This is a genomic window from Mycobacterium sp. IDUB_17 (assembly GCF_055419465.1).
Genome location: NZ_JBVAXS010000001.1, coordinates 1,462,626 through 1,484,867, shown reverse-complemented (window position 1 = coordinate 1,484,867; position 22,242 = coordinate 1,462,626). Strand labels below are relative to the sequence as shown.

The following is a 22,242-nucleotide window of genomic DNA, read 5'->3' as shown; positions in this document are numbered from 1 at the left end:
TCACCTGCCCGACTCAGAAGAATCCGCAGGTGGGGGCCGCGCCGGTTGGCGCGGGAGCGGTCTGCGCCCCGTTCGGTGCGTACACCTCGAGCCGGGTTCCGTCCGGGTCGGTGAAGAAGATGCCGCCGGAGGCGGACCCCTCGCCGTGCGCGACGACGCCGTCGTGTGCGAACTCCGTGCCCAGCGCCTTCAGTGCGGCCTCGACGGTCCGCACCTCGTCGATACTGGCTGCCTCGAACGAAAGATGATGCAGGCCCGGCGTTTCCGCGGAGAACCGGCCATTGCTCTGCTGCCAGAGGGTCAGCCGTAGTGTCCCGCCCGTGCCGAGAAAGGCGTACCGGTGGTCGCCTTCGCCGTTGACGGCCAGCGGCTCGAATCCCAGCGCGTTCCGGTAGAAGGCGACGGAGCGGTCCAGGTCGGTGACGTTGATGCCGACGTGTCCGGTGGCGAGCTGGGGCGTGGTGGTCCCGGTCATGCAGTCCTCCTGAATGGCTAACCAATGTTGTTGCTTAAACAGGTTAGAACGATGATGCGGAAGTCGTCAACCATCTAATTGGAGTTCGGTGGTTAGTCCGGCGGGTGGCCCGTGGCGTCGGTGGCGCGTGGTTACCCTCAGGTATGCGTGATCCGCGCCCACATGTCGGCGAACCTCTTGCGCTGGATCTCCTGAACACCAGGTGGATGTCGGCGGATGGCCCACGGGACCTTCTCGCGGATGTCGAAGGGCTGAGGTGCTGGTTGCTGGCCAACAGCCTGGAGGATCGCTGCGGGGTGGATGAGAAGGCGCGGATCGCGCTGGTCTCGGCCCGCGAGGCGATACTTCAGGCCCTGCAGGCGGGGTCCATCGATGAGGTGAACGAGGTGCTGGAACGGGGTCGGATCCGGCGCACGCTCACGCCGTCGGGTCCCGGAGAGACGGCCGAGGTCGCGCAGCCGGAATGGCTCGCCGGATGGCTGGCGGCGGATGATCTACTGCGGTTGCTGGGGGAGGCGCCCGACCGGATCAAGCAGTGCGCACATCCGCACTGCATCCTGTGGTTCCACGACACCTCGAAAAACGGGGCCCGGCGCTGGCACTCGATGGCCACCTGTGGCAACCGCGCCAAGGCTGCGCGGCATTACGCGGCGAAGCGGGATTGAGACCGGACTGCTGTTACGGATGTGACGAAAGCCAACTTGTGGGGCTGGTGTTACGGCGCGCCTCCGCCGCCTGGCTGGCGATGCCCGACAGAATCGGCGCATGAAGATGTCCACGCTGCTCACCCGCAATGCCAGTACGCGTCCGGGAGTGACAGGCACTGCTCGAGTGGACCGCGATATCGACCGGCTGCTGCGGCGTGTCGGCCCTGGTGACATCGTCGTCCTCGACGCCCAGGACCTGGACCGGATCACGGCCGATGCGCTGGTCGAGGCCCAGATCGCCGGTGTCGTCAACGCCTCCCCGTCCATCTCGGGGCGCTACCCGAACCTGGGGCCGGAGGTGCTCGTCGCCAACGGCGTGGTGCTCATCGACGAGGCCGGGCCGGATGTCTTCAAGAAGATCAAGGACGGGGCGCGGATCCGCCTGAACAACGGCGGCGTCTACTCCGGTGACCGGCGCATCGCGGTGGGCACCGAGCGCAACGATCAAGAGATCCACGAGTTGATGCACGACGCCAAGAGCGGCCTGGTGGCGCATCTGGAAGCCTTCGCGGGCAACACCATCGAATTCATCCGCAGCGAGAGCCCGCTGCTCATCGACGGCATCGGAATCCCGAACGTCGACGTGGACCTGCACCGCAGGCACGTGGTGATCGTTGCCGAGGAGCCCGACGCCGCCGAGGACCTCAAGGCACTCAAACCGTTCATCAAGGAGTATCAGCCGGTGCTGGTCGGCGTCGGGGCCGGCGCGGACGTGCTGCGCAAGGCCGGGTACCGACCCGCGCTGATCGTCGGTGACCCGGACAAGATGAGCGTCGAGGTGCTGCGGTGCGGCGCCCAGGTGGTGCTGCCTGCCGACGCCGACGGGCACGCCGCGGGTCTGGAGCGCATCCAGGACCTCGGGGTCGGCGCGATGACGTTCCCGGCCGCCGGATCGGCGGCGGACCTGGCGCTGCTGCTGTGCGACCACCACGGGGCGTCGCTGATCGTCACGGCCGGCCACACGGCCTCGATCGAGGAGTTTTTCGACCGTTCGCGCCAGCGCAGCAACCCGTCCACGTTCCTGACCCGGCTGAAGGTCGGGGAGAAGCTCGTCGACGCCAAGGCGGTGGCGACCCTGTACCGCAGCCGGGTGTCCGGCGGGGCGATCGCGCTGCTGGTGATGGCGATGCTGGTGGCGGTGGTCGTCGCGCTGTGGGTGTCCAGGGCCGACGGTGCCGTGCTCGACTGGGTTGTCGACTACTGGAACCGTTTCACGCTCTGGGTACAGAGTCTCGTCAGCTGAACGGGTCGGTGAGCTGTGATCACACTACGTGCGCATGCGATTTCATTGGCCGCCGTGTTCCTGGCGTTGGCCATCGGGGTGGCCCTGGGTTCGGGGCTGCTGTCGAACACCGTGCTGTCGGGTCTTCGTGACGACAAGAAGGAACTGCAGCACCAGATCGACACCCTCACCGACGGCAAGAACGCGCTGAACGAAAAACTGAATGCCGCAGGTGAATTCGACGCGCAGATGGCGCCGCGGATGGTGCGTGACGCCTTGAGGGACAAGTCGGTGGTGGTGTTCCGCACGCCGGATGCCGTCGATGGCGATGTCGACGCCGTCTCGCGGTTCGTGCGCGACGCGGGTGGCACGGTGACCGGCAAGGTCGCCCTCACCCAGGAATTCGTCGACGCGAATTCGGCCGACAAACTGCTCTCGGTGGTCAATTCACCGATCGTGCCGGCCGGTAGACAGCTGAGCACCGCAGCGGTGGATCAGGGCTCGCAAGCCGGCGACCTACTGGGCATCACGTTGCTGATCGACAAGAACCCGGCAGCGGCGCCCGTGGACGACACCCAGCGCCAAACTGTGCTCGCCGCGCTGCGCGACACCGGGTTCCTGACCTATGACGATCCGCACATCGGTGCGGCCAACACGGCGCTGATCGTGACCGGAGGTGGACTCGGCGAGGATGGCGGAAACCGGGGCGCAACCATGGCCCGGTTCGCCGCCGGGTTGGCACCGCACGGCACCGGGACGGTGCTCGCGGGACGCTCGGGGTCAGCTTCCGGAACCGGTCCAGTGGCCGTGACCAGGTCAGATGCCGGCCTGACCGGCATGGTCAGCACGGTGGACGACGCCGATTCCAGCGCCGGGCAGATCACCGCCGTGCTGGCACTCGGCGACCTTGTCGGCGGTGGCAAGCCGGGCAAATACGGAACCGGGCAGGGCGCGACGTCGGTGACCGTGCCGCAGTAGCGAGCCGCGACCATCCAACTGCCCCTCACATACGCGGCGCGCCAGCGGCGGCTTGTCGGCGTCGGTGTTAAGGTGAGATTCCGTGGGTCGGCAGGCCACAGCTAGTTTCGAGATCCCCTGCCAGTCGTCACGGAGGATGCTTTTGCCCGCCTTACGCAAGCACCCGAACACTGCCACCAAACACCTCTTCGTGACCGGTGGTGTGGCATCTTCACTCGGTAAGGGCTTGACCGCCTCGAGCCTTGGTCAGCTGCTCACCGCGCGGGGGCTGCAGGTAACCATGCAGAAACTCGACCCCTACCTGAATGTCGATCCGGGCACCATGAACCCGTTCCAGCACGGTGAGGTATTCGTCACCGAGGACGGCGCCGAGACCGACCTCGACGTCGGCCATTACGAGCGGTTCCTGGATCGCAACCTCTCCCAGTCGGCCAACGTGACGACCGGTCAGGTGTACTCCACAGTCATCGCCAAGGAACGCCGCGGCGAGTACCTGGGCGACACCGTGCAGGTGATTCCCCACATCACAGACGAGATCAAGAGCCGGATCCTGGCCATGGCCGAGCCTGATTCGTCCGGACAGCGCCCCGACGTGGTGATCACCGAAATCGGCGGCACGGTGGGCGATATCGAGTCGTTGCCGTTCCTGGAGGCCGCCCGTCAGGTGCGCCATGAAGTCGGCCGGGACAACTGCTTCTTCCTGCACGTGTCGCTGGTGCCCTACCTGGCCCCGTCCGGTGAGCTGAAGACCAAGCCGACCCAGCACTCGGTGGCCGCGCTGCGCAGCATCGGCATCACCCCAGATGCCCTGATCCTGCGGTGTGATCGTGACGTCCCCGAACCGCTCAAGAACAAGATCGCGCTCATGTGCGACGTCGACATCGACGGTGTGATCTCCACTCCGGACGCGCCTTCCATCTACGACATCCCCAAGGTGCTGCACCGTGAGGAACTCGACGCGTACGTGGTGCGCCGGCTGAACCTGCCGTTCCGCGATGTGGACTGGTCGGAGTGGGACGATCTGCTCCGGCGGGTTCACGAGCCGCAGGAGACGGTCCGAATTGCCCTGGTGGGCAAGTACATCGACCTCTCGGATGCCTACCTGTCGGTGGCCGAGGCGCTGCGTGCCGGCGGCTTCAAACACCGCGCCAAGGTGGAGATCCGGTGGGTGGCCTCCGATGACTGCGAGACCGATGCCGGTGCGGTGGCCGCTCTGTCCGATGTCGACGGCGTGCTCATTCCCGGCGGGTTCGGCATCCGCGGCATCGAGGGCAAGCTCGGTGCCATCTCCTTCGCCCGCAAGCGCGGCCTGCCGGTCCTGGGTTTGTGTCTGGGATTGCAGTGCATCGTGATCGAGGCGGCCCGGACTGTCGGTATCGCCGGGGCCAACTCGGCCGAGTTCGATCCGAAGACACCGGATCCGGTGATTTCCACGATGGCCGATCAGAAGGACGCCGTTGCCGGCGAGGCTGACCTGGGCGGCACCATGCGGCTGGGTGCGTATCCGGCCGTGCTGGAAGCGGGATCGATTGTGGCGGAGGCATACCAGGCCACCGAGGTGTCCGAGCGTCACCGGCACCGCTATGAGGTGAACAACGCCTACCGCGACCGGATCGCCGAGAGCGGGCTGCGCTTCAGCGGCACCTCACCCGACGGGCATCTGGTGGAGTTCGTGGAGTACGACTCGAAGATCCATCCGTTCCTGGTCGGGACCCAGGCGCATCCCGAGCTCAAGAGCCGGCCGACGCGGCCGCATCCGCTGTTCGCGGCGTTCATCGGCGCGGCGCTGAACTACAAGGCCGAGGAGCGGTTGCCCGGCATGGACCTTCCCGAAACCTTCGCCGAGGAGGCCGGGGAGTCCGGGGAAGTGGTGGCCGGCGAAAGCCCTGTCGACGACACCGAAGCCGCTTCACTTGGCTGAACACGAGTTCGAGACTCTGTCCAGTGAAACCGTTTATGTCGGAAGCATTTTCGCGCTGCGCGCGGACGAGGTCAGCATGCCGGGCGGTGGTTCGGCCCGGCGCGAGGTTGTAGAGCACTACGGTGCGGTGGCCGTGGTGGCCCTCGACGAGGACGGCAACGTGGTACTGGTGTACCAGTACCGCCATCCGCTGGGCCGTCGGCTCTGGGAACTGCCCGCCGGCCTGCTCGACCTCGGCGGGGAACGACCCGAGGTGACCGCGGCCCGCGAACTCGCCGAAGAGGTCGGCCTGGCCGCCGAGCAGTGGCGGGTGCTCGTGGATCTCGATTCGACGCCCGGGTTCTCCGACGAGAGCGTGCGGATCTTTCTGGCCACCGGGCTGTCCGACATCGGACGTCCCGAGGCCGAGCACGAGGAAGCCGACATGGCGGTCGAGCGGGTGCCGCTGAAAGAAGCCGTGCGGCAGGTGTTCTCCGGCGAGATCGTGAACGGTATCGCGGTGGCAGGCATTCTGGCGGCGCACGCGATGACCGGTGCGGAGGCCCTACGGCCGGTCGAGGCGGAGTGGATCGACCAGCCGACAGCGTTCAGGCGGCGAAAAGGCCTGTTATGAGGACTCCGCCACCGCCCCTGAAGACCGTGCTGGACAGCCAGGTTCAGGGCTACCTCGATCACTTGACGATCGAGCGGGGCGTGGCGGCCAACACCTTGAGTTCGTACCGGCGGGACCTGCGCCGCTACGCCGAACACCTGACCCAACGTGGAATCGCCGATCTGGCCAAGGTGACCGAGGCCGATGTCAGCGACTTCCTGATCGCTCTGCGCCGCGGGGACCCCGACGCGGGAGTGGCTGCGCTGTCGGCGGTTTCGGCGGCCAGGGCGGTGGTCGCGGTCCGCGGGCTGCACCGGTTCGCCACAGCCGAGGGCATGACCGAACTCGATGTCGCCCGCGGGGTGAAACCACCCACGCCCAGCCGGCGGCTGCCCAAGAGTCTCACCCTCGACGAGGTCCTCGCGTTGCTCGAGGCCGCCGGCGGGGACAGCGAGGCCGACGGTCCGCTGACGCTACGCAACCGGGCGCTGCTGGAGTTGCTGTACTCCACCGGGGCGCGAATCTCGGAGGCCGTGGGACTCGACGTCGACGACATCGACACCCACGCGCGCTCGGTGCTGCTGCGCGGCAAGGGCGGCAAACAACGGCTCGTGCCCATCGGCCGGCCCGCCGTCAGCGCACTCGACGCCTACCTGGTGCGGGGGCGTCCGGATCTGGCCCGGCGGGGCCGCGGCACCCCGGGGATCTTCCTCAACGCCCGCGGTGGGCGGCTGTCGCGGCAGAGCGCCTGGCAGGTGTTGCAGGATGCGGCCGAGCGGGCCGGGATCACGTCGGCAGTCTCGCCGCACACGTTGCGGCACTCGTTCGCGACCCACTTGCTCGACGGCGGCGCCGACGTGCGCGTCGTGCAGGAACTGCTCGGCCACGCCTCGGTGACCACCACGCAGATCTACACCATGGTCACCGTGCACACGCTGCGCGAGGTCTGGGCGGGTGCGCACCCCCGAGCGCGTTAACCGCCCCGGTACTCCGACTCGAGCACCAGATCGGGCAGCAGGGTCTGGTACTCGGCATGCGTCTTGTGATGTTTCGTATCCCAGAGTGAACCCTGCTGCTCCTGCATGTAAGCCAGGTACTTCGGTGCTCCCGGTAGCTTCACGTTGTCGGCGACCACGATCGAGCCCCGGTGCAGCCAGCCGCGATCCAGCAGGCTCTGCAGATCGGTCAGGTAGGCGTTCTTGTCGTGATCGAGAAACACGAAATCCAGCCCGCCGGTGTCGAACCCATCGGCCGCCAGCGCATCGAGCGTGCGTCCGCCGTCGCCGATGGTCCCGACCACGCAGGTGATCCGGTCAGCCACTCCCGCGTGGGCCCAGATGCGCCGCGCGATGTCGGCGTTGGTGGCGGAGAACTCGACCGAGAACACCCGGGCCACCGGGGCGGCGCGGGCGATGCGCATCGCCCCGTATCCGCAATACGTGCCCAACTCCAGGGCCAGCCGGGGATTGGCCCGGATCACCGCGGCGTCGAGCAGCGCCCCCTTCTCGTCGCCCACGTTGATCAGAAATGACTTCTCGTAGGCGAACTTGTCGATGGTGGCGATGACGTCGTCGAGGTCGCCCGCGCGGGCGTTGGCCACGACGTAATCGGCGGCGGCGGCCTCCCGGCCATCGCCCCACTGCCCGGTGCGCGCGAAGTGTCTGGCGCCGATTCCCATCCGGATGAACGACCACCGCAACAGCGGTAGCCGCTGTTTGAGACTCATGACGCACACCATATGCGCCAGATTGCCCGCGGGTCTGCCCGTCCTGGCTGCGCAGCGACGTTAAACTTGCCGGGATGTGCGCCAAGACTGCGGGATGCCTGACCGGTGGCGGTCAGGCATGAACGACGACGGCGGGCACGACGGACTGTTCGAGCACAGCTCACCCGAACTCGGGCTGACCGGGCGGCCACCGCGCGACATTCCCGAACCGCGGCCCCGTTCTACGCACGGCCCGGCCAAGGTCATCGCGATGTGCAATCAGAAGGGCGGGGTTGGCAAGACCACTTCGACCATCAATCTGGGCGCCAGCCTGGCCGAGTACGGCCGCCGGGTCCTGCTGGTCGACCTGGACCCGCAGGGCGCGCTGTCGGCGGGCCTCGGGGTCCCGCACTACGAACTCGAGCACACGGTGCACAACCTGCTGATCGAACCTCGGGTGTCGATCGACGACGTCGTGATCAAGACCCGGGTCAGCGGCATGGACCTGGTGCCCAGCAACATCGACCTGTCGGCCGCCGAGATCCAGCTGGTCAACGAGGTGGGCCGGGAGCAGTCACTGGCCCGGGCCCTGTACCCGATCCTCGATCGCTACGACTACGTGCTGATCGACTGCCAGCCGTCGCTGGGCCTGCTCACGGTCAACGGTCTGGCCTGTGCCGATGGTGTGATTATCCCCACTGAATGCGAGTATTTCTCGCTGCGCGGGCTGGCCCTGCTGACCGACACCGTGGCCAAGGTGCACGACCGGCTCAACCCGAAATTGTCGATCAGCGGCATCCTGGTGACGCGTTACGACCCGCGCACGGTCAACGCGCGTGAGGTCATGGCCCGCGTCGTGGAGCGGTTCGGCGATCTGGTGTTCGACACCGTGATCACCCGGACCGTGCGGTTCCCGGAGACCAGTGTGGCCGGCGAGCCCATCACCACGTGGGCGCCGAAATCGGGCGGCGCGTTGGCCTACCGATCGCTGGCACGCGAAGTCATCGACCGGTTCGGCGCGTGAACGATGTCCTGAACACCCCGACTACCGATGGTGCCGAAGCGGATCCCGCGGCCGGGGATGAGCCGACTGCCGGTGATCAGCAGAACCGCTTCCAGGTTCGGCTCACCAACTTCGAGGGGCCGTTCGACCTGCTGTTGCAGCTGATCTTCGCGCACCGCCTCGACGTCACCGAGGTGGCGTTGCACCAGGTCACCGATGATTTCATCGCCTACACCAAGGAGATCGGGGCCCGTCTCGAACTGGACGAGACCACGACGTTCCTGGTGATCGCAGCCACGTTGCTGGATCTGAAGGCCGCCCGGCTGCTGCCCTCTGGTGAGGTTCACGACGAGGAGGATCTCGCCCTCCTCGAGGTCCGCGACCTCTTGTTCGCCCGGCTGCTGCAGTACCGCGCGTTCAAACACGTCGCGTTGATGTTCGCCGAACTCGAGGCCGCGGCGCTGCGCAGCTACCCGCGCGCAGTGTCGCTGGAGGACCGGTTCTCCGACCTGCTGCCCGAGGTGATGCTCGGTGTCGACGCGCCGAAGTTCGCCGAGATCGCGGCCGCTGCCCTCACCCCGCGTCCGGTGCCGACGGTCGGCATCGACCACATTCACGCGCCCAAGGTGTCGGTGCCCGAACAGGCCCACCGGATCATCGCCCTGCTCGAACAGCGGGGGATCGGCGAATGGGCAACTTTCTCCGAACTCGTGGCAGAGTGCACGGACGGAATCCAGATCGTCGGCCGCTTCCTGGCGCTGCTCGAACTGTTCCGGGCCAGGGCGGTAGCATTCGAGCAACCAGAACCGCTTGGAGTGCTCCAGGTTTCGTGGACCGGAGATCGGCCGACCAGCGAACATCTGGCAACCGCTGATGCGGAAGAATAGCGAGAACAATGACTGACGAGATCTCCGATTCCGGAGTGCAGTCCGAAGATGCCCCGGGTGATGCGATCCCGGTCGGAGATGATCTGGGCATCGATGTGGCGACGGTTCCCGAGCTTGAGGACGGTGAACTGGGTGCCGTGCTCGAAGCGTTGTTGCTGGTAGTGGACACGCCGGTGACGGTCGATGCGCTGGCCTCGGCGACCGAACAGCCCGCCTACCGGGTGATGGCCAAGCTGCGTCTGATGGCCGATGACTTCGCCGCCCGGGACAGCGGCATCGACCTGCGCGAGGCCGCAGGGGGGTGGCGGATGTACACCCGGGCACGCTACGCCCCGTACGTCGAACGTCTGCTGCTCGACGGTGCCAGGTCGAAGCTGACCCGGGCCGCACTGGAGACTCTGGCCGTGGTGGCCTATCGCCAACCGGTGACCCGGGCGCGGGTGAGTGCGGTGCGCGGCGTCAACGTGGACGCGGTGATACGGACACTGGTGGCCCGCGGCCTGATCACCGAGGCGGGCACCGACCCAGACTCCGGCGCGGCGGCGTTCGCCACCACCGAGCTGTTCCTGGAACGGCTGGGGTTGTCCTCGCTGTCCGATCTGCCGGACCTCGCGCCTCTGCTGCCCGACGTCGATGTGATCGACGACCTGAGCGAATCACTCGGTGACGAGCCGCGTTTCGCCAAACTCAACGGGGGCTCATCCGGCAGCAATCAGCCGCTGGGCTTCGACGTGGACAAGGACTGACATGGCTGAAGAAGGCGTAAGGCTGCAAAAAGTGTTGTCCCAGGCGGGAATTGCGTCCCGTCGGGTGGCCGAGCGGATGATCACCGACGGTCGCGTCGAGGTGGACGGCCGGCTGGTGACCGAGCTCGGCACCCGTGTCGACCCGGCGGTCGCCGACATCCGGGTGGACGGTTCGCGCGTCATTCTCGACGACACCTTGGTGTATCTGGCGATCAACAAGCCGCGCGGCATGATGTCCACGATGTCCGACGAGAAGGGCCGCCCGTGCGTGGGGGACCTGGTGGAGCACCGGGTTCGGGGTAACAAGAAGCTGTTCCACGTGGGTCGGCTCGATGCTGACACCGAGGGGCTGCTGCTGCTGACCAACGACGGGGAGCTCGCCCACCGGTTGATGCACCCCTCGTACGAGATCCCCAAAACCTATGTGGCGACGGTGATCGGCACGGTGCCGCGCGGACTCGGTAAAAAGCTGCGTGCCGGTGTCGAACTGGACGACGGCCCCGCGCATGTCGATGACTTCGCGGTGGTGGACACCGTTCCGGGCAAGACCCTGGTGAAGGTCACCCTGCATGAGGGCCGGAACCGCATCGTGCGGCGGATGCTGGCCGCAGTGGATTTCCCGGTGCAGGAACTGGTCCGCACCGACATCGCTTCGGTGGCGCTCGGCGAGCAGCGACCGGGCAGTATCAGAGCGCTCAGCCGCAAGGAAATCGGCGAGCTTTATCAGGCGGTGGGAATGTGAGCGGATCTCTGGTGGTGGCGGTCGACGGGCCGGCAGGGACCGGAAAGTCTTCGGTTTCAAGAGGTTTGGCGCAGGCCCTGGGGGCCAGCTACCTGGATACCGGCGCGATGTACCGCATCGTCACCTTGGCGGTGCTGCGCGCCGGGGCCGACCTGGACGATGCCGAGGCGATCGACGCGGTGGCGTCCGGCGCGGTGATCGGCGTGGGTTCGGATCCCGGAGAGGACCGCGCGTACCTCGCCGGCGAGGACGTCTCGGACGAAATCCGTGGCGACGAGGTGACCCGAGCGGTGTCGGCGGTGTCGGCGGTGCCCGGGGTGCGTGCCCGGCTGGTCGATCTGCAGCGTGAGTTGGCATCAGCGGGTGGGCGTGTGGTGGTCGAGGGCCGCGACATCGGGACCGTGGTGCTGCCCAAGGCCGACGTCAAGATCTTCCTCACCGCGTCGGCCGAGGAGCGCGCACGGCGCCGCAACGCCCAGAACGTTGCGAGCGGACTGCCCGATGACTACGAGACGGTGCTCGCCGACGTGCAGCGGCGCGACCACCTGGATTCCACGCGGGCCGTATCGCCGTTGCGGGCGGCCGAGGACGCGCTGGTGGTAGACACCAGCGAGATGGACCAAACACAGGTCGTGGCACACCTTCTCGACCTGGTGACCCAGCATGCGGGGGTGCGACGATGAGCGACTCGGGCGGAGACGGCACCTGGTCGGACGAAAGCGACTGGGAGCTCAGCGACGAGGTCGCCGAGGTTCTGGAGGAGGCCGCCGCGCCACCTCCCGTCGTCGCCGTCGTCGGCCGGCCCAACGTCGGGAAATCGACTCTGGTGAACCGGATCCTGGGGCGTCGTGAAGCCGTCGTGCAGGACATCCCCGGGGTGACCCGCGACCGGGTGTCCTACGACGCGAACTGGCTGAACCGCCGGTTCATGGTGCAGGACACCGGAGGATGGGAACCCGACGCCAAGGGGCTGCAGCAGCTGGTGGCCGATCAGGCTCTGGTGGCGATGCGCACCGCCGACGCGATCATCCTCGTGGTCGACGCGGTCGTCGGTGCCACCTCGGCCGACGAGGCGGCGGCCCGGATGCTGCGCAAGTCGGGCAAGCCGGTCTTCCTGGCCGCCAACAAGGTTGACACGCAGCGGGGCGAGTCCGATGCCGCGGCACTGTGGTCGCTGGGCATCGGCGAACCGCACGCGATCAGTGCCATGCACGGCCGGGGCGTGGCCGATCTCCTCGACACGGTGATGGAGAAGCTGCCCGAGGTTTCGGAGGTCGGTGGCAGCGGTGCCGGCGGCCCCCGCCGCGTGGCGCTGGTGGGCAAGCCGAATGTCGGCAAGAGCTCGCTGCTGAACCGGCTGGCCGGCGACGAGCGCTCGGTGGTGCACGACGTCGCGGGCACCACGGTCGATCCCGTCGACTCGCTGATCGAATTGGGCGGCAAGACTTGGCGTTTCGTCGACACCGCCGGTCTGCGTCGCAAGGTCGGCCAGGCCAGCGGCCACGAGTTCTACGCCTCGGTACGCACCCACGGCGCGATCGATGCGGCCGAAGTGGCGATCATGCTGATCGATGCCTCCCAGCCGCTGACCGAGCAGGACCTGCGGGTGCTGTCGATGGTGATCGAGGCCGGGCGTGCACTGGTCATCGCGTTCAACAAATGGGACCTGGTCGACGAGGACCGGCGGTACCTGCTGGACAAAGAGATCGACCGCGAACTGGTGCAGGTGCAGTGGGCGCCGCGGGTCAACATCTCGGCCATGACCGGCCGGGCGGTGCAGAAGCTGGTGCCGGCGCTGGAGACCTCACTGGCGTCCTGGGACAAGCGGATCTCGACGGGACAGCTCAACAACTTCCTGAAAGAGATCGTCTCCGCGACGCCGCCGCCGGTGCGCGGTGGCAAGCAGCCCAAGATCCTGTTCGCCACCCAGGCGGCCACCCGGCCCCCGACCTTCGTGCTGTTCACCTCCGGGTTCCTGGAGGCCGGTTACCGCCGGTTCCTGGAGCGACGCCTGCGTGAGCAGTTCGGTTTCGAGGGCAGCCCGGTGCGGATCAATGTCCGGGTCCGCGAGAAGCGCGGAGCACCGAAGAAGCGCTAGCGATCTGTGCACGCTGGGTTACGCCCAGCGTGACGCGCCGTACACGAGTCGGGCCGATAGGGTGGCCCGAGTGTCTGTCACCCACATGATCCTGATCGCACTGGCCGGCGTCGGCGCGGGAGCGATCAACGCCATCGTCGGGTCCGGCACGCTGATCACTTTCCCCACGCTGGTGGCGCTGGGGATTCCGCCGGTCACGTCGACGATGTCGAATGCCGTCGGTCTGGTCGCCGGCGGGGTGTCGGGCACCTGGGGTTACCGGCGAGAACTGCGCGGGCAGTGGAAGCGGCTGCGCTGGCAGATTCCCGGATCGCTGATCGGTGCCGGGCTGGGCTCCTGGCTGCTGCTGCACCTGCCGGAAAAAGTGTTCGTCACGGTGGTGCCGATCCTGCTCATCCTGGCGCTGGTGCTGGTGGTGGTCGGCCCGCGGATCCAAGCCTGGGTGCGGCAGCGCGCCGAGGCCTCGGGTCAGTCGGCAGACCATGTCAGCCCGCAGCGCATGGTTGTGCTGGTGATCGGCACGTTCGCCGTTGGTGTCTACGGCGGATACTTCACCGCAGCCCAGGGGATCCTGCTGATCGCGGTGATGGGTGCGCTGCTGCCGGAGTCCATGCAGCGCATGAACGCCGCCAAGAACCTGTTGTCGTTGCTGGTCAATATCGTGGCCGCGCTCGCTTACACGCTCGTCGCATTCGACCGGATCAGCTGGGAAGCGGCGGGTCTGATCGCAGTCGGTTCGCTGATCGGTGGCTTCCTCGGGGCCCACTACGGCCGCCGGCTGTCGCCGAACGCATTGCGCGCGGTCATCGTGGTGGTGGGCCTGATCGGGCTGTACCGACTGTTGACGGTGTGAGCCCGTCGGCGGGTTTCCCCCTGGACTCTTGTAGGCTTGCCCAGTCTGTCTGACGACGAGGGAGAGGGGCGACCGGTGGCTGAACGTGCATACCGCACTGCACCTTCTGCCCTTGCTGCTCTCGAGCCGTTCTGGCCGTCGCGCCGGTTGATGGCTTTCGACGAATGGTGTCGCGCGCGCATCTGATCCGCGCCCGTTAGTCATCAGGTCGCCCGGCGACCACAATCGAAAGCAGCCGAACCCATGCGTTCGCTTCTGATCTTCACGCTCGTCGGCCTCGGAGCCCAGTTGGTCGATGGTGCTCTCGGCATGGCGTTCGGTGTCACGGCCACGACCATGCTGGTGCTCAGCGGGGTGGCTTCGGCGCAGGCCAGTGCCGCGGTGCACCTGGCCGAGGTGGGGACGACGCTGGCGTCAGCGGTGTCGCACTGGCGTTTCAAGAACATCGATTGGCCGCTGGTGGCCAAGCTCGGGATTCCGGGCGCGGTAGGTGCGTTCGCAGGTGCCACGGTGCTGTCATCGTTGTCGACGGAATCCGCGGCACCGCTCATGGCGGCAATCTTGTTGGGTATCGGTATCTACGTGCTGTTGCGTTTCTCGTTGGGCGCTCCGCTGAACCTGGGGGAGCACGGCACCAGTCACAGCGCGAAGTTTCTCGCCCCACTGGGCCTGTTCGGCGGCTTCATCGACGCATCGGGTGGGGGCGGCTGGGGTCCGGTGACCACCAGCACCCTGCTGTCGCAGGGTAAGACGGCCCCGCGGACCGTGATCGGTTCGGTGAGTGCCTCGGAATTTCTGGTATCGGTGTCGGCGTCGATCGGCTTCCTGGTCGGGCTCCGCCAGGAATTCCTGGAGAACTGGCCCGTGGTGCTCGGGCTCATGGTCGGCGGAGTGATTGCCGCACCATTCGCCGCCTGGTTGGTGAGCCGGGTCAACCCGGCGCTGCTCGGTGCGGCCGTCGGTGGCGTCATCCTGCTGACCAACAGTCAGAAGCTGGTGCACTACTTCGGCGTGCACTGGCCGTGGTCGACAGGGATCTACGCGGCGATCGTGGTGGCGTGGGCGGCGCTGTTGGTCCGGGCTTGGCAGACCTCGAGGTCGCCGCGGGATGTCGCCGATTCGGTGGTCGCCACTGTCGGAGAGCCGGTGGGACGGGGCTAGCCGGACCCGTTTGCACGCTGCGGTAAACCGACGTACATCGTCTTGTGGAGCGACAGTACGTGATTGCGGGCGATCTCGGATGCCGCTCGGCTGTCGCGTCGGCGTAGCGCCTCCACCAGTTGCGCGTGTTCGCGATTGGACTGGTGTAGGTAACCGATCGGGTACGGGATGAAGTAGCGGTACAGCCCGTGCAGCACGTCGCAGTACGTGTTCATTGCCCAGTCGAGACCGCTTGCCGCGGCGACTGATTCGTGGAAGCGCTGATCGGCGCTGTGGAAGCCGGTCCAGTCGGTGGTCGCGGCCGCCTCTGCGACGATGGCCGCGAGTGCATCGAGTTCCTCGTCGGTTGCGGTGTGCGCCGCGGCGGCGCTGAGCGCGTCCTCAGCCAGTGCGCGCAGGTCGATCAGGCGGCGCACCTCGGCGGCGTCGGCGCGGAACGCGGCTGACGGACGATCGGCGTCGGGCGTGACGCGGGCACCGCTGTGGGCGACGAATGTCCCGCCGGCCCGGCCGCGCCGACGGATCACCAAACCCTCGTCGGCCATTGACTGCAGGGCCCGGCGGACGGTGGCGACGCTGACGTCGAGGGCTTCGGCGATGTCGGGTTCGGCGGGCAGCCGTTCCCCGGTGGCCATCAGGTCCAACTCCATGGCCAGTTCAAGGCGCGCCCGAACCGTATCGGCCGCACTGAGTCGGGTGATGCCCGCGACCGCTGGGGCGCTCAACGCCGGGTGCGCGTCACCGACCTGCAACGTCATGGCACTCAGGGTACGGGAGCTATTGCGCTATTCGTTCATGCTGAACTAATATCTCGCTAAATTCGCTCAATTTGGGCTATTAACTTTTCGGAGGTCCCGGGTGTCCGGATCCATCACGGTCGCTGCCGTTCAGGCGGCGCCTCTGGACTTGGCGGGTCTGCCGATATTCGGCCGGGACGACACCGTCGCGCAGTTCGCGGCCGACGTGCTGCGGGTTCGGTCGGACGTGGCAGGCCCCGCGCTGATCGTGTATCCGGAGATCCACCTCTTCGGCACCGACGACACCGGATTACTGGCCGCGGCAGCCGAGCCGCTGGACGGTCCGCTGATCGCGGCGCTCGGCGAGGTTGCCCGCGCCGCTGACGCCTGGCTCGTACCCGGTTCCGTCTGTGAGCTGGGAGAAAACGGTGAATTCTTCAACACCGCACCGGTTTTCGCGCCCGACGGACACCTGGCGGCGTTCTACCGCAAGATCTTCCCGTGGCGGCCGTTCGAGAAGTACACGCCGGGTGTACATTTCGTCACCGCCGATATCCCCGACGTGGGCCGGCTCGGCTTGTCGATCTGCTACGACGCCTGGTTCCCCGAGGTGAGTCGCCATCTCGCCTGGATGGGTGCCGACGTGATCGTCAACGTCGTCAAGACCACCACCGCCGACCGGCATCAGGAGCTGGTGCTCGCACGCGCCAATTCGATTGTGAACCAGGTATTCACGGTGAGCGTCAACTGTGCGGGCCCGGTCGGGATGGGGCGCAGCATCATCGTCGACCCGGAAGGTGCTGTACTGCAGGAGAGTTCAGACGAGACGCCCGGGGTGCTCTACCAGCACATCGACTTCGGGGTCGTCGCCGCGGTACGCGAGCGCGGCACCGCCGGGACCAACCGGATGTGGGATCAGTTCGGGCCGTCCGACCGCCCGATAGCACTGCCGCTGTACGACGGGCGGATCGATCCGCAGCGCTGGTCAGCCTCGACCGTCAACGCCGACTGAAAGGCACCGCAATGACAGGCACATCAAGCGGGCAAACGACTTTGGTGCGTGCCCTAGGGCTGCGCTCACTGGTGCTGTTCGGTCTGGCGTACATGACGCCGCTGATCGTGCTCGGCATCTTCGGCGTGGTCGCGGCCGCGACAGCCGGGGCGTCGGCGTCGGCGTACCTGATCGCGTTGGTGGCCATGCTGTTCACGGCGTCCAGCTATGGCCGGATGGCGGCGGCCTACCCGGTGTCCGGATCGGCCTACACCTACGTGCGTCGCACGATCGATCCGCGCATCGGATTCCTCACCGGCTGGGCGGTGCTGCTCGACTATCTGTTCCTGCCCATGGTGATCTGGCTGATCGGGGCGGCCTACCTGGAGGCTCAGTTCCCCGGGGTGCCCGGCTGGGTGTGGGTGCTCGGGTTCATCGCGATCACCACCGTGCTCAACGTCGTCGGCATCAAGGTCGCCGACAAGGCCAACTACGTGCTGATGGCGTTCCAGTTGCTCGTCATCGTGTTGTTCGTGGCGCTGTCGGTCGCCTCGGTGTTCCGCAGCGGTGGTGCCGGTGGGCTGGTCAGTGCCAGCCCGTTCACCGGAGTCGGCGCCGGCATCGGGGGAGTGACGGCCGGTGCCGCGATCGCCGCCTACTGCTTCCTGGGTTTCGACGCGGTCACCACGTTCACCGAAGAAGCCATCGACCCGCGCAAGAACATGCCGCGCGCCATCATGCTCATCGCGTTGATCGGCGGTTCGATATTCCTGATCGTCGCCTACACCACCCAATTGGTGCATCCCGGTGGGGAGTTCAGCGATTCGTCGTCGGCGGCACTGGAGATCGCCAAGCAGATCGGCGGCAACCTGTTCGGAGCGGTGTTCCTGGCGGGCCTGATCCTCGCTCAGTTCGCGTCCGGCATCGCCGCGCAGGCCTCGGCCTCGCGTCTGCTGTTCGCGATGGGCCGCGACGGCACCCTGCCACGGTCGGTTTTCGGCACCCTCAGCGCCAAGTTCCGTACCCCGGCGGCGAACCTCGTCATGGTCGGCACGGTGGGCCTACTGGCGATGTTCCTCGATGTGGCGACCTCGACGTCATTCATCAACTTCGGGGCATTCGTGGCGTTCACCCTTGTGAACGTGTCGGTGGTCGTCTACTACTTCCGTCGCCGCGCCGCAGGCGAGGTACACAACCCGCTGCTGTACGTCGTCGCGCCGGCGATCGGTGCGGTCATCACGTCGTACCTGCTGCTGCAGCTCGACCACCGGGCGATCATCCTCGGGTTGTGCTGGCTGGGTGTCGGCATCGTCGTGCTGGCCGTGACGAGTCACGGTTTCAAGGGGCTGCCACCGGAGATCGCCGTCGACGAGGCCGAGACGGCGATCGCCGAACCCGCGGCGCAGTGAGCCTCACCGTGTGACCGGTGGGGCGGATTAGAAGAAGGGTGGACGGCTACGGTAAGCTTTCGACTCGCTGCCGGTGCAAGCCGGAAGCAAGCGGGCTGTGGCGCAGCTTGGTAGCGCACTTGACTGGGGGTCAAGTGGTCGCAGGTTCAAATCCTGTCAGCCCGACCATGAAAATAAACTCGCCGGCGGAAGCCGAGCGAGTTTTTTCATGTTCGGGGGACGTGATGCCGGGAGCCGAAGCGCCCGCGGAGGTACGAGGCGGTCGCGCCGGCGGCTCCTGTCAGCCCGACACAGATCAAAGGCACTTTCGCGCATGCGGAGGGTTCCCTTTCGGCAGTTTTTCGGCGGCTTGGCGCAAACGTCATTGACCCTGCGCTGTCGACTACGGCAAGGGCTCTTCAACCCGAACATGCGAAGCCAGCCGGAACCACACGCGTTGGGTGATTGCGAACAAAGTGCACGTCCGTATCGGAATCACGGAAGACAAGTCTGACCGGTGGTGACACGATACTGAGGTGATCGAAACGGAGTCAGGTCCGTGAGGTGACCACCGCAGAGCGGTCCTGCGGATCGTGCGGCACTGCGCTGAACGAGAAGGCCAAGTTCTGCAGCGAGTGCGGTGCAGCCGTCTCGGCCGATTCGCCACCGGCCGAGTACAAGCAGGTCACCGTGCTGTTCGCCGACGTGGTGCACTCGATGGACATCGCGGCAGCAGTCGGGGCGGAGCGATTGCGCGAGATCATGACCAACTTGGTCAACAGCGCGACAGCTGTCGTGCAGCGTTACGGCGGCACGGTGGACAAGTTCACCGGCGATGGCCTCATGGCCGTGTTCGGTGCGCCGGTCGCACTGGAGGATCACGCTCTTCGTGCCTGTCTCGCGGCGCTGGGCATCCAGGAGGAGGCGAAGCGGCTCGCCGTCGACATTGACGTCCGCGACGGCGTGGAACTGGCTCTGCGAGTGGGCCTGAACTCTGGCGAGGTGATCGCCGGTGAACTTGGTCGAGGACCATTCGGTTACACCACGATCGGTGAGCAAGTCGGAATGGCGCAACGAATGGAATCGGTGGCCCCGCCCGGCGGAGTGATGCTCAGCGCGTCCACCGCGCGGTTGGTCGACGGCGCGGCGACCGTCAGTGAAGTTGAGCGTGTCGACATCAAAGGCACCGATCGACCAGCGCGTGCCCAACGTCTCCTGGGCGTGCCGGAGGGCCGTCACATTGTCCGGCGGACTGAGTCGAATCTCGTTGGACGGCAATGGGAGATGTCCACCGTCGAAGGTCTGTTGGACCGCGCCATCGAAGGCCATGGCTGTGTGGTCGGCGTGGTGGGCTCACCTGGCATCGGTAAGAGCCGTTTAGTACGCGACGTTGCCGCGATAGCCCGAAGCCGCAACGTGGAGGTGTTCACCACATTCTGCGAATCGCACGCCACTGACGTTCCGTTTCGTGTGGTGGCCCGACTATTGCGCGCCGCCACCGGGGTTGAGGGTCTTGCCGCACACGTGGCCCGCGCCCATATTCGTACGCGAGTTCGCGACGCCGACCCCGAGGACCTGACGCTCTTCGAGGACCTGCTAGGTATCGCTGATCCCGACATCGAGCTACCGAACATCGACCCGGACGCGCGGCGCAGGCGGTTGACTGCGTTGGTCAATGGCGCTTCCCTGGCCCGCCAGGCCGCAACGGTCTACGTCATCGAAGACGCCCACTGGATCGATGAGGTCAGCGAATCGATGCTGGCCGAGTTCCTCACTGTGATCCCGCAGACCCCCTCGCTGGTGCTGGTTACCTACCGACCCGAATACCACGGCGTCTTGAGCCGCGTGGCCGGGGCCCAGACCGTCGCCCTTGCACCGCTGAGTGATTCAGAAACCATGGAGCTGGTCTTCGAGTTGATCGGCCAGGACCCTTCCGTAGGCGAGATCGGCCAAAAGATCGGCGAGCGGGCGGCCGGCAACCCATTTTTCGCCGGGGAAATCGTGCGCGAACTGGCCGAGCGGGGCGTGTTGCTGGGACAGACCGGCGTATACGTATCGACCGCAGCGGGTGGAGAGATCAGTGTGCCTGCCACGTTGCAGGCCGCCATCGCCGCTCGCGTGGACCGGTTGAATTCAAAAGCCAAGCGCACGCTCAGCGCGGCAGCGGTCATTGGCTCGCGGTTTGGCCCGGACCTGCTCACTGCGCTGGGCGTCGAAGCTGTCGTCGACGATCTGCTGGCCGCTCAGCTCATCGATCAGGTCAGCTTCACCCGGAAACCCAAGTATGTGTTCCACCATCCGCTGATTCGTATGGTGGCCTACGAGGCTCAGCTGAAATCCGATCGAGCAGAGCTGCATCGGCGAGTCGCGGCCGCGATCGAATCCCGGGACCCGGCAGCGGCCGATGAGAATGCAGCGCTGATCGCCGAACACCTACAGGCCAGCGGTGATCTGCAGACCGCCTACGGCTGGCACATGCGGGCAGCAACCTGGGCGACCAACCGTGACATCGGCGCGGCGCGGCAAAGCTGGGAGCGAGCCGTAGAGATCGCCGACGCGCTACCGGTCGACGATCCGTACCGAGCGGCGATGCGTATCGCTCCTCGCACCATGTTGTGCGGAACCGCGTATCGCGTCCATGCCAACGTGGCAGGCGACCGCTTTGATGAATTACACAAGCTGTGCAGTGCCGCCGGAGACAAAGCGTCGCTGGCCATCGCCATGGCAGGACTGGTGATCGATCTGGCGTTTCAGGACCGGATACGTGACGCGTCGCAGCTGGCATCCGAAGCCATGACCCTTATCGAGTCAATCGGCGACGCGACGTTGACAGTGGGGCTATCTTGGCCCGCGATCTACGTCAAGATGGAGTGCGCCGAGGTCAGCGACGTACTGCGCTGGTCACAGCAGGTTATCGACCTGGCCGACGGTGATCCGTCGAAAGGCAACTTCATCTTCGGATCACCGCTAGCCCTTGCGTACACGTCGCTGGCTTTTGCCCGGTATTGCCTGGGCCTTACGGGTTGGCGCGACGTCCTGCAACACAGTCTGGACATCGCCCGCAACGCCGACCCCATGTCCTACACCACGGTGATCACCTACATCTACCTCCCGGGCATTCCCTTCGGCGCGTTGAGGCCCGACGATCGCACGATGTGCGAGATCGAAGATGCATTGCGGATTGCCGAACGATCCAGTGATGACCTAGCGTTGGCCTTCGCCCGGTGGACGTTGGGCCTTGCGTTGATGCATCGCCCCACGGCTGCGGAGCGCGACCGCGGACGGCAGCTACTGACGGAAGTCCGCGAAATGTTCGTAAGCGGGAGCCACAACCTGGGTGATCTACCGATCGTCAACGTCTACGCCGCCCGTGAGATGGCGCGGCATGGACAGTGTGATGAGGGGATGTCGCTCATGCGTACCGCCGTCGATCACTTGTTCCCGGACGGATGGCTGCAGGGGTGGGGCATTGTTGCAACCGATGTACTGGTCGAGACACTGCTTGATCGCGGACGCGATGGTGATGTAGCTGAGGCCGAGGCAGCAATCGACCGGGTAGCGGCCGCACCAGCTGAACAGCATTTTGTGATGCGCGACATCTGGCTTTTGAGGCTCCGTGCTCGCCTCGCGCGGGCTCGCGGGGATGCCACGGCTTACGCGGACCTGCGGGCCCGCCACCTCGCCATGGCGAAAAAGCTTGGCCTCGACGGCCATATCGCGTGGGCCGAAGCAATGTAATGACACGCGGAGCTGTTCTGGTTCTCGCCAGCTGACAACACGTCTAGACCGTCGGCACTGTTCGATGACGAAGTCGTCCGCGGCGAACCGGCCGATGGCATCGGCTTCATGGGCGTTCCAGACGTCGTCCCAGAACGCCGTGACGATGCCGCGGCCGGCGCGAGCTTTGGTATGTCTACGGAGACCCATCGGGGTCGGGTACTTCGCGACGCCTGCGGAGCTGATCACCAGCTGTGGCGAGGTTGGCCATCGCGTTCTTGACGGTCGACGCGCCGGACGGGTTCTCGCTCATGCCTTC

General features: G+C 66.4%; 20 protein-coding genes and 1 tRNA gene. 18 read left to right on the top strand and 3 right to left on the bottom strand.

From position 1 onward, the window contains the following. Nucleotides 1–13 precede the first annotated feature (13 nt). On the bottom strand, nucleotides 14–475 hold the full coding sequence (locus ACZYZ7_RS07130) for a VOC family protein (RefSeq protein WP_450071747.1): 462 nt from the start codon (nucleotides 473–475) through the stop codon (nucleotides 14–16). 143 nt (nucleotides 476–618) lie between these two features. On the opposite strand from ACZYZ7_RS07130, the gene ACZYZ7_RS07125 reads away from it, so the two are divergent. From ACZYZ7_RS07125 to xerD, 6 genes are all read left to right on the top strand, one after another. Further along, a complete protein-coding gene (locus tag ACZYZ7_RS07125) occupies nucleotides 619–1,140 on the top strand; it encodes a CGNR zinc finger domain-containing protein (protein WP_450071746.1) in 522 nt (173 codons plus the stop codon). A gap of 100 nt (nucleotides 1,141–1,240) precedes the next feature. Then, the gene (gene steA / locus ACZYZ7_RS07120) at nucleotides 1,241–2,425 is read left to right on the top strand and encodes a putative cytokinetic ring protein SteA (protein ID WP_135455309.1); all 1,185 of its coding nucleotides are present in this window, start codon (nucleotides 1,241–1,243) and stop codon (nucleotides 2,423–2,425) included. Between the two features lie 15 nt (nucleotides 2,426–2,440). Further along, nucleotides 2,441–3,382 (top strand): copper transporter, encoded by a 942-nt coding sequence (locus ACZYZ7_RS07115; protein WP_450071745.1) that lies wholly within the window; start codon nucleotides 2,441–2,443, stop codon nucleotides 3,380–3,382. Nucleotides 3,383–3,518: 136 nt separating this feature from the next. Further along, a complete protein-coding gene (locus ACZYZ7_RS07110; protein WP_450071744.1) occupies nucleotides 3,519–5,303 on the top strand; it encodes a CTP synthase in 1,785 nt (594 codons plus the stop codon). Continuing rightward, nucleotides 5,296–5,916, top strand: a complete 621-nt coding sequence (locus ACZYZ7_RS07105) for an NUDIX domain-containing protein (RefSeq protein WP_450071743.1) — start codon at nucleotides 5,296–5,298, stop codon at nucleotides 5,914–5,916. Before ACZYZ7_RS07110 ends, ACZYZ7_RS07105 begins: the two co-directional genes overlap by 8 nt. A 17-nt stretch (nucleotides 5,917–5,933) precedes the next feature. Continuing rightward, the gene (xerD, locus tag ACZYZ7_RS07100; RefSeq protein ID WP_450071760.1) at nucleotides 5,934–6,872 is read left to right on the top strand and encodes a site-specific tyrosine recombinase XerD; all 939 of its coding nucleotides are present in this window, start codon (nucleotides 5,934–5,936) and stop codon (nucleotides 6,870–6,872) included. Here xerD and ACZYZ7_RS07095 read toward each other — a convergent pair. Next, nucleotides 6,869–7,621, bottom strand: a complete 753-nt coding sequence (locus ACZYZ7_RS07095) for an O-methyltransferase (protein WP_450071742.1) — start codon at nucleotides 7,619–7,621, stop codon at nucleotides 6,869–6,871. The two genes, xerD and ACZYZ7_RS07095, sit on opposite strands and share 4 nt — an antisense overlap. A gap of 118 nt (nucleotides 7,622–7,739) precedes the next feature. Here ACZYZ7_RS07095 and ACZYZ7_RS07090 point away from each other — a divergent pair, with 118 nt between their 5' ends. The 8 genes from ACZYZ7_RS07090 to ACZYZ7_RS07055 all read left to right on the top strand — a co-directional run bounded on the left by ACZYZ7_RS07090 (nucleotide 7,740) and on the right by ACZYZ7_RS07055 (nucleotide 15,090). Next, the gene (locus ACZYZ7_RS07090; RefSeq protein WP_450071741.1) at nucleotides 7,740–8,624 is read left to right on the top strand and encodes a ParA family protein; all 885 of its coding nucleotides are present in this window, start codon (nucleotides 7,740–7,742) and stop codon (nucleotides 8,622–8,624) included. Beyond that, nucleotides 8,621–9,490, top strand: coding sequence for a segregation/condensation protein A (locus ACZYZ7_RS07085; protein ID WP_450071740.1), 870 nt, complete (start codon nucleotides 8,621–8,623; stop codon nucleotides 9,488–9,490). Before ACZYZ7_RS07090 ends, ACZYZ7_RS07085 begins: the two co-directional genes overlap by 4 nt. Before the next feature lie 8 nt (nucleotides 9,491–9,498). Continuing rightward, nucleotides 9,499–10,236: an SMC-Scp complex subunit ScpB gene (gene scpB / locus ACZYZ7_RS07080; RefSeq protein ID WP_135455294.1), complete on the top strand. Its 738-nt coding sequence runs from the start codon at nucleotides 9,499–9,501 to the stop codon at nucleotides 10,234–10,236. Nucleotide 10,237: 1 nt separating this feature from the next. Further along, on the top strand, nucleotides 10,238–10,978 hold the full coding sequence (locus tag ACZYZ7_RS07075) for a pseudouridine synthase (protein WP_135455292.1): 741 nt from the start codon (nucleotides 10,238–10,240) through the stop codon (nucleotides 10,976–10,978). Next, entirely contained in the window at nucleotides 10,975–11,661 is a 687-nt protein-coding gene (cmk, locus tag ACZYZ7_RS07070) for a (d)CMP kinase (RefSeq protein WP_450071739.1), read from the top strand. The genes ACZYZ7_RS07075 and cmk overlap by 4 nt, the downstream gene beginning before the upstream one ends. Further along, a complete protein-coding gene (der, locus tag ACZYZ7_RS07065; protein WP_135455288.1) occupies nucleotides 11,658–13,076 on the top strand; it encodes a ribosome biogenesis GTPase Der in 1,419 nt (472 codons plus the stop codon). The genes cmk and der overlap by 4 nt, the downstream gene beginning before the upstream one ends. 85 nt (nucleotides 13,077–13,161) lie before the next feature. Beyond that, a complete protein-coding gene (locus ACZYZ7_RS07060; RefSeq protein ID WP_450071759.1) occupies nucleotides 13,162–13,929 on the top strand; it encodes a sulfite exporter TauE/SafE family protein in 768 nt (255 codons plus the stop codon). 243 nt (nucleotides 13,930–14,172) lie between these two features. After that, the gene (locus ACZYZ7_RS07055; RefSeq protein WP_450071738.1) at nucleotides 14,173–15,090 is read left to right on the top strand and encodes a sulfite exporter TauE/SafE family protein; all 918 of its coding nucleotides are present in this window, start codon (nucleotides 14,173–14,175) and stop codon (nucleotides 15,088–15,090) included. On the opposite strand, the gene ACZYZ7_RS07050 is transcribed toward ACZYZ7_RS07055, so the two are convergent. Then, nucleotides 15,087–15,848 carry a FadR/GntR family transcriptional regulator gene (locus tag ACZYZ7_RS07050; protein ID WP_450071737.1) on the bottom strand — a complete coding sequence of 254 codons (762 nt, stop codon included), beginning with the start codon at nucleotides 15,846–15,848 and terminating at the stop codon, nucleotides 15,087–15,089. The two genes, ACZYZ7_RS07055 and ACZYZ7_RS07050, sit on opposite strands and share 4 nt — an antisense overlap. A gap of 100 nt (nucleotides 15,849–15,948) precedes the next feature. Between ACZYZ7_RS07050 and ACZYZ7_RS07045 the strand changes: the two genes are divergently transcribed. From ACZYZ7_RS07045 to ACZYZ7_RS07030, 4 genes are all read left to right on the top strand, one after another. Then, nucleotides 15,949–16,839, top strand: coding sequence for a carbon-nitrogen hydrolase family protein (locus tag ACZYZ7_RS07045; protein ID WP_450071736.1), 891 nt, complete (start codon nucleotides 15,949–15,951; stop codon nucleotides 16,837–16,839). A gap of 11 nt (nucleotides 16,840–16,850) precedes the next feature. Beyond that, nucleotides 16,851–18,227, top strand: a complete 1,377-nt coding sequence (locus tag ACZYZ7_RS07040) for an APC family permease (RefSeq protein ID WP_450071735.1) — start codon at nucleotides 16,851–16,853, stop codon at nucleotides 18,225–18,227. A 91-nt stretch (nucleotides 18,228–18,318) separates the two neighbouring features. After that, nucleotides 18,319–18,395 (top strand) — tRNA-Pro (locus tag ACZYZ7_RS07035). Between the two features lie 375 nt (nucleotides 18,396–18,770). Further along, complete coding sequence (locus ACZYZ7_RS07030; protein ID WP_463740527.1) at nucleotides 18,771–21,944, top strand: adenylate/guanylate cyclase domain-containing protein; 3,174 nt, start codon at nucleotides 18,771–18,773, stop codon at nucleotides 21,942–21,944. Nucleotides 21,945–22,242: the final 298 nt, after the last annotated feature.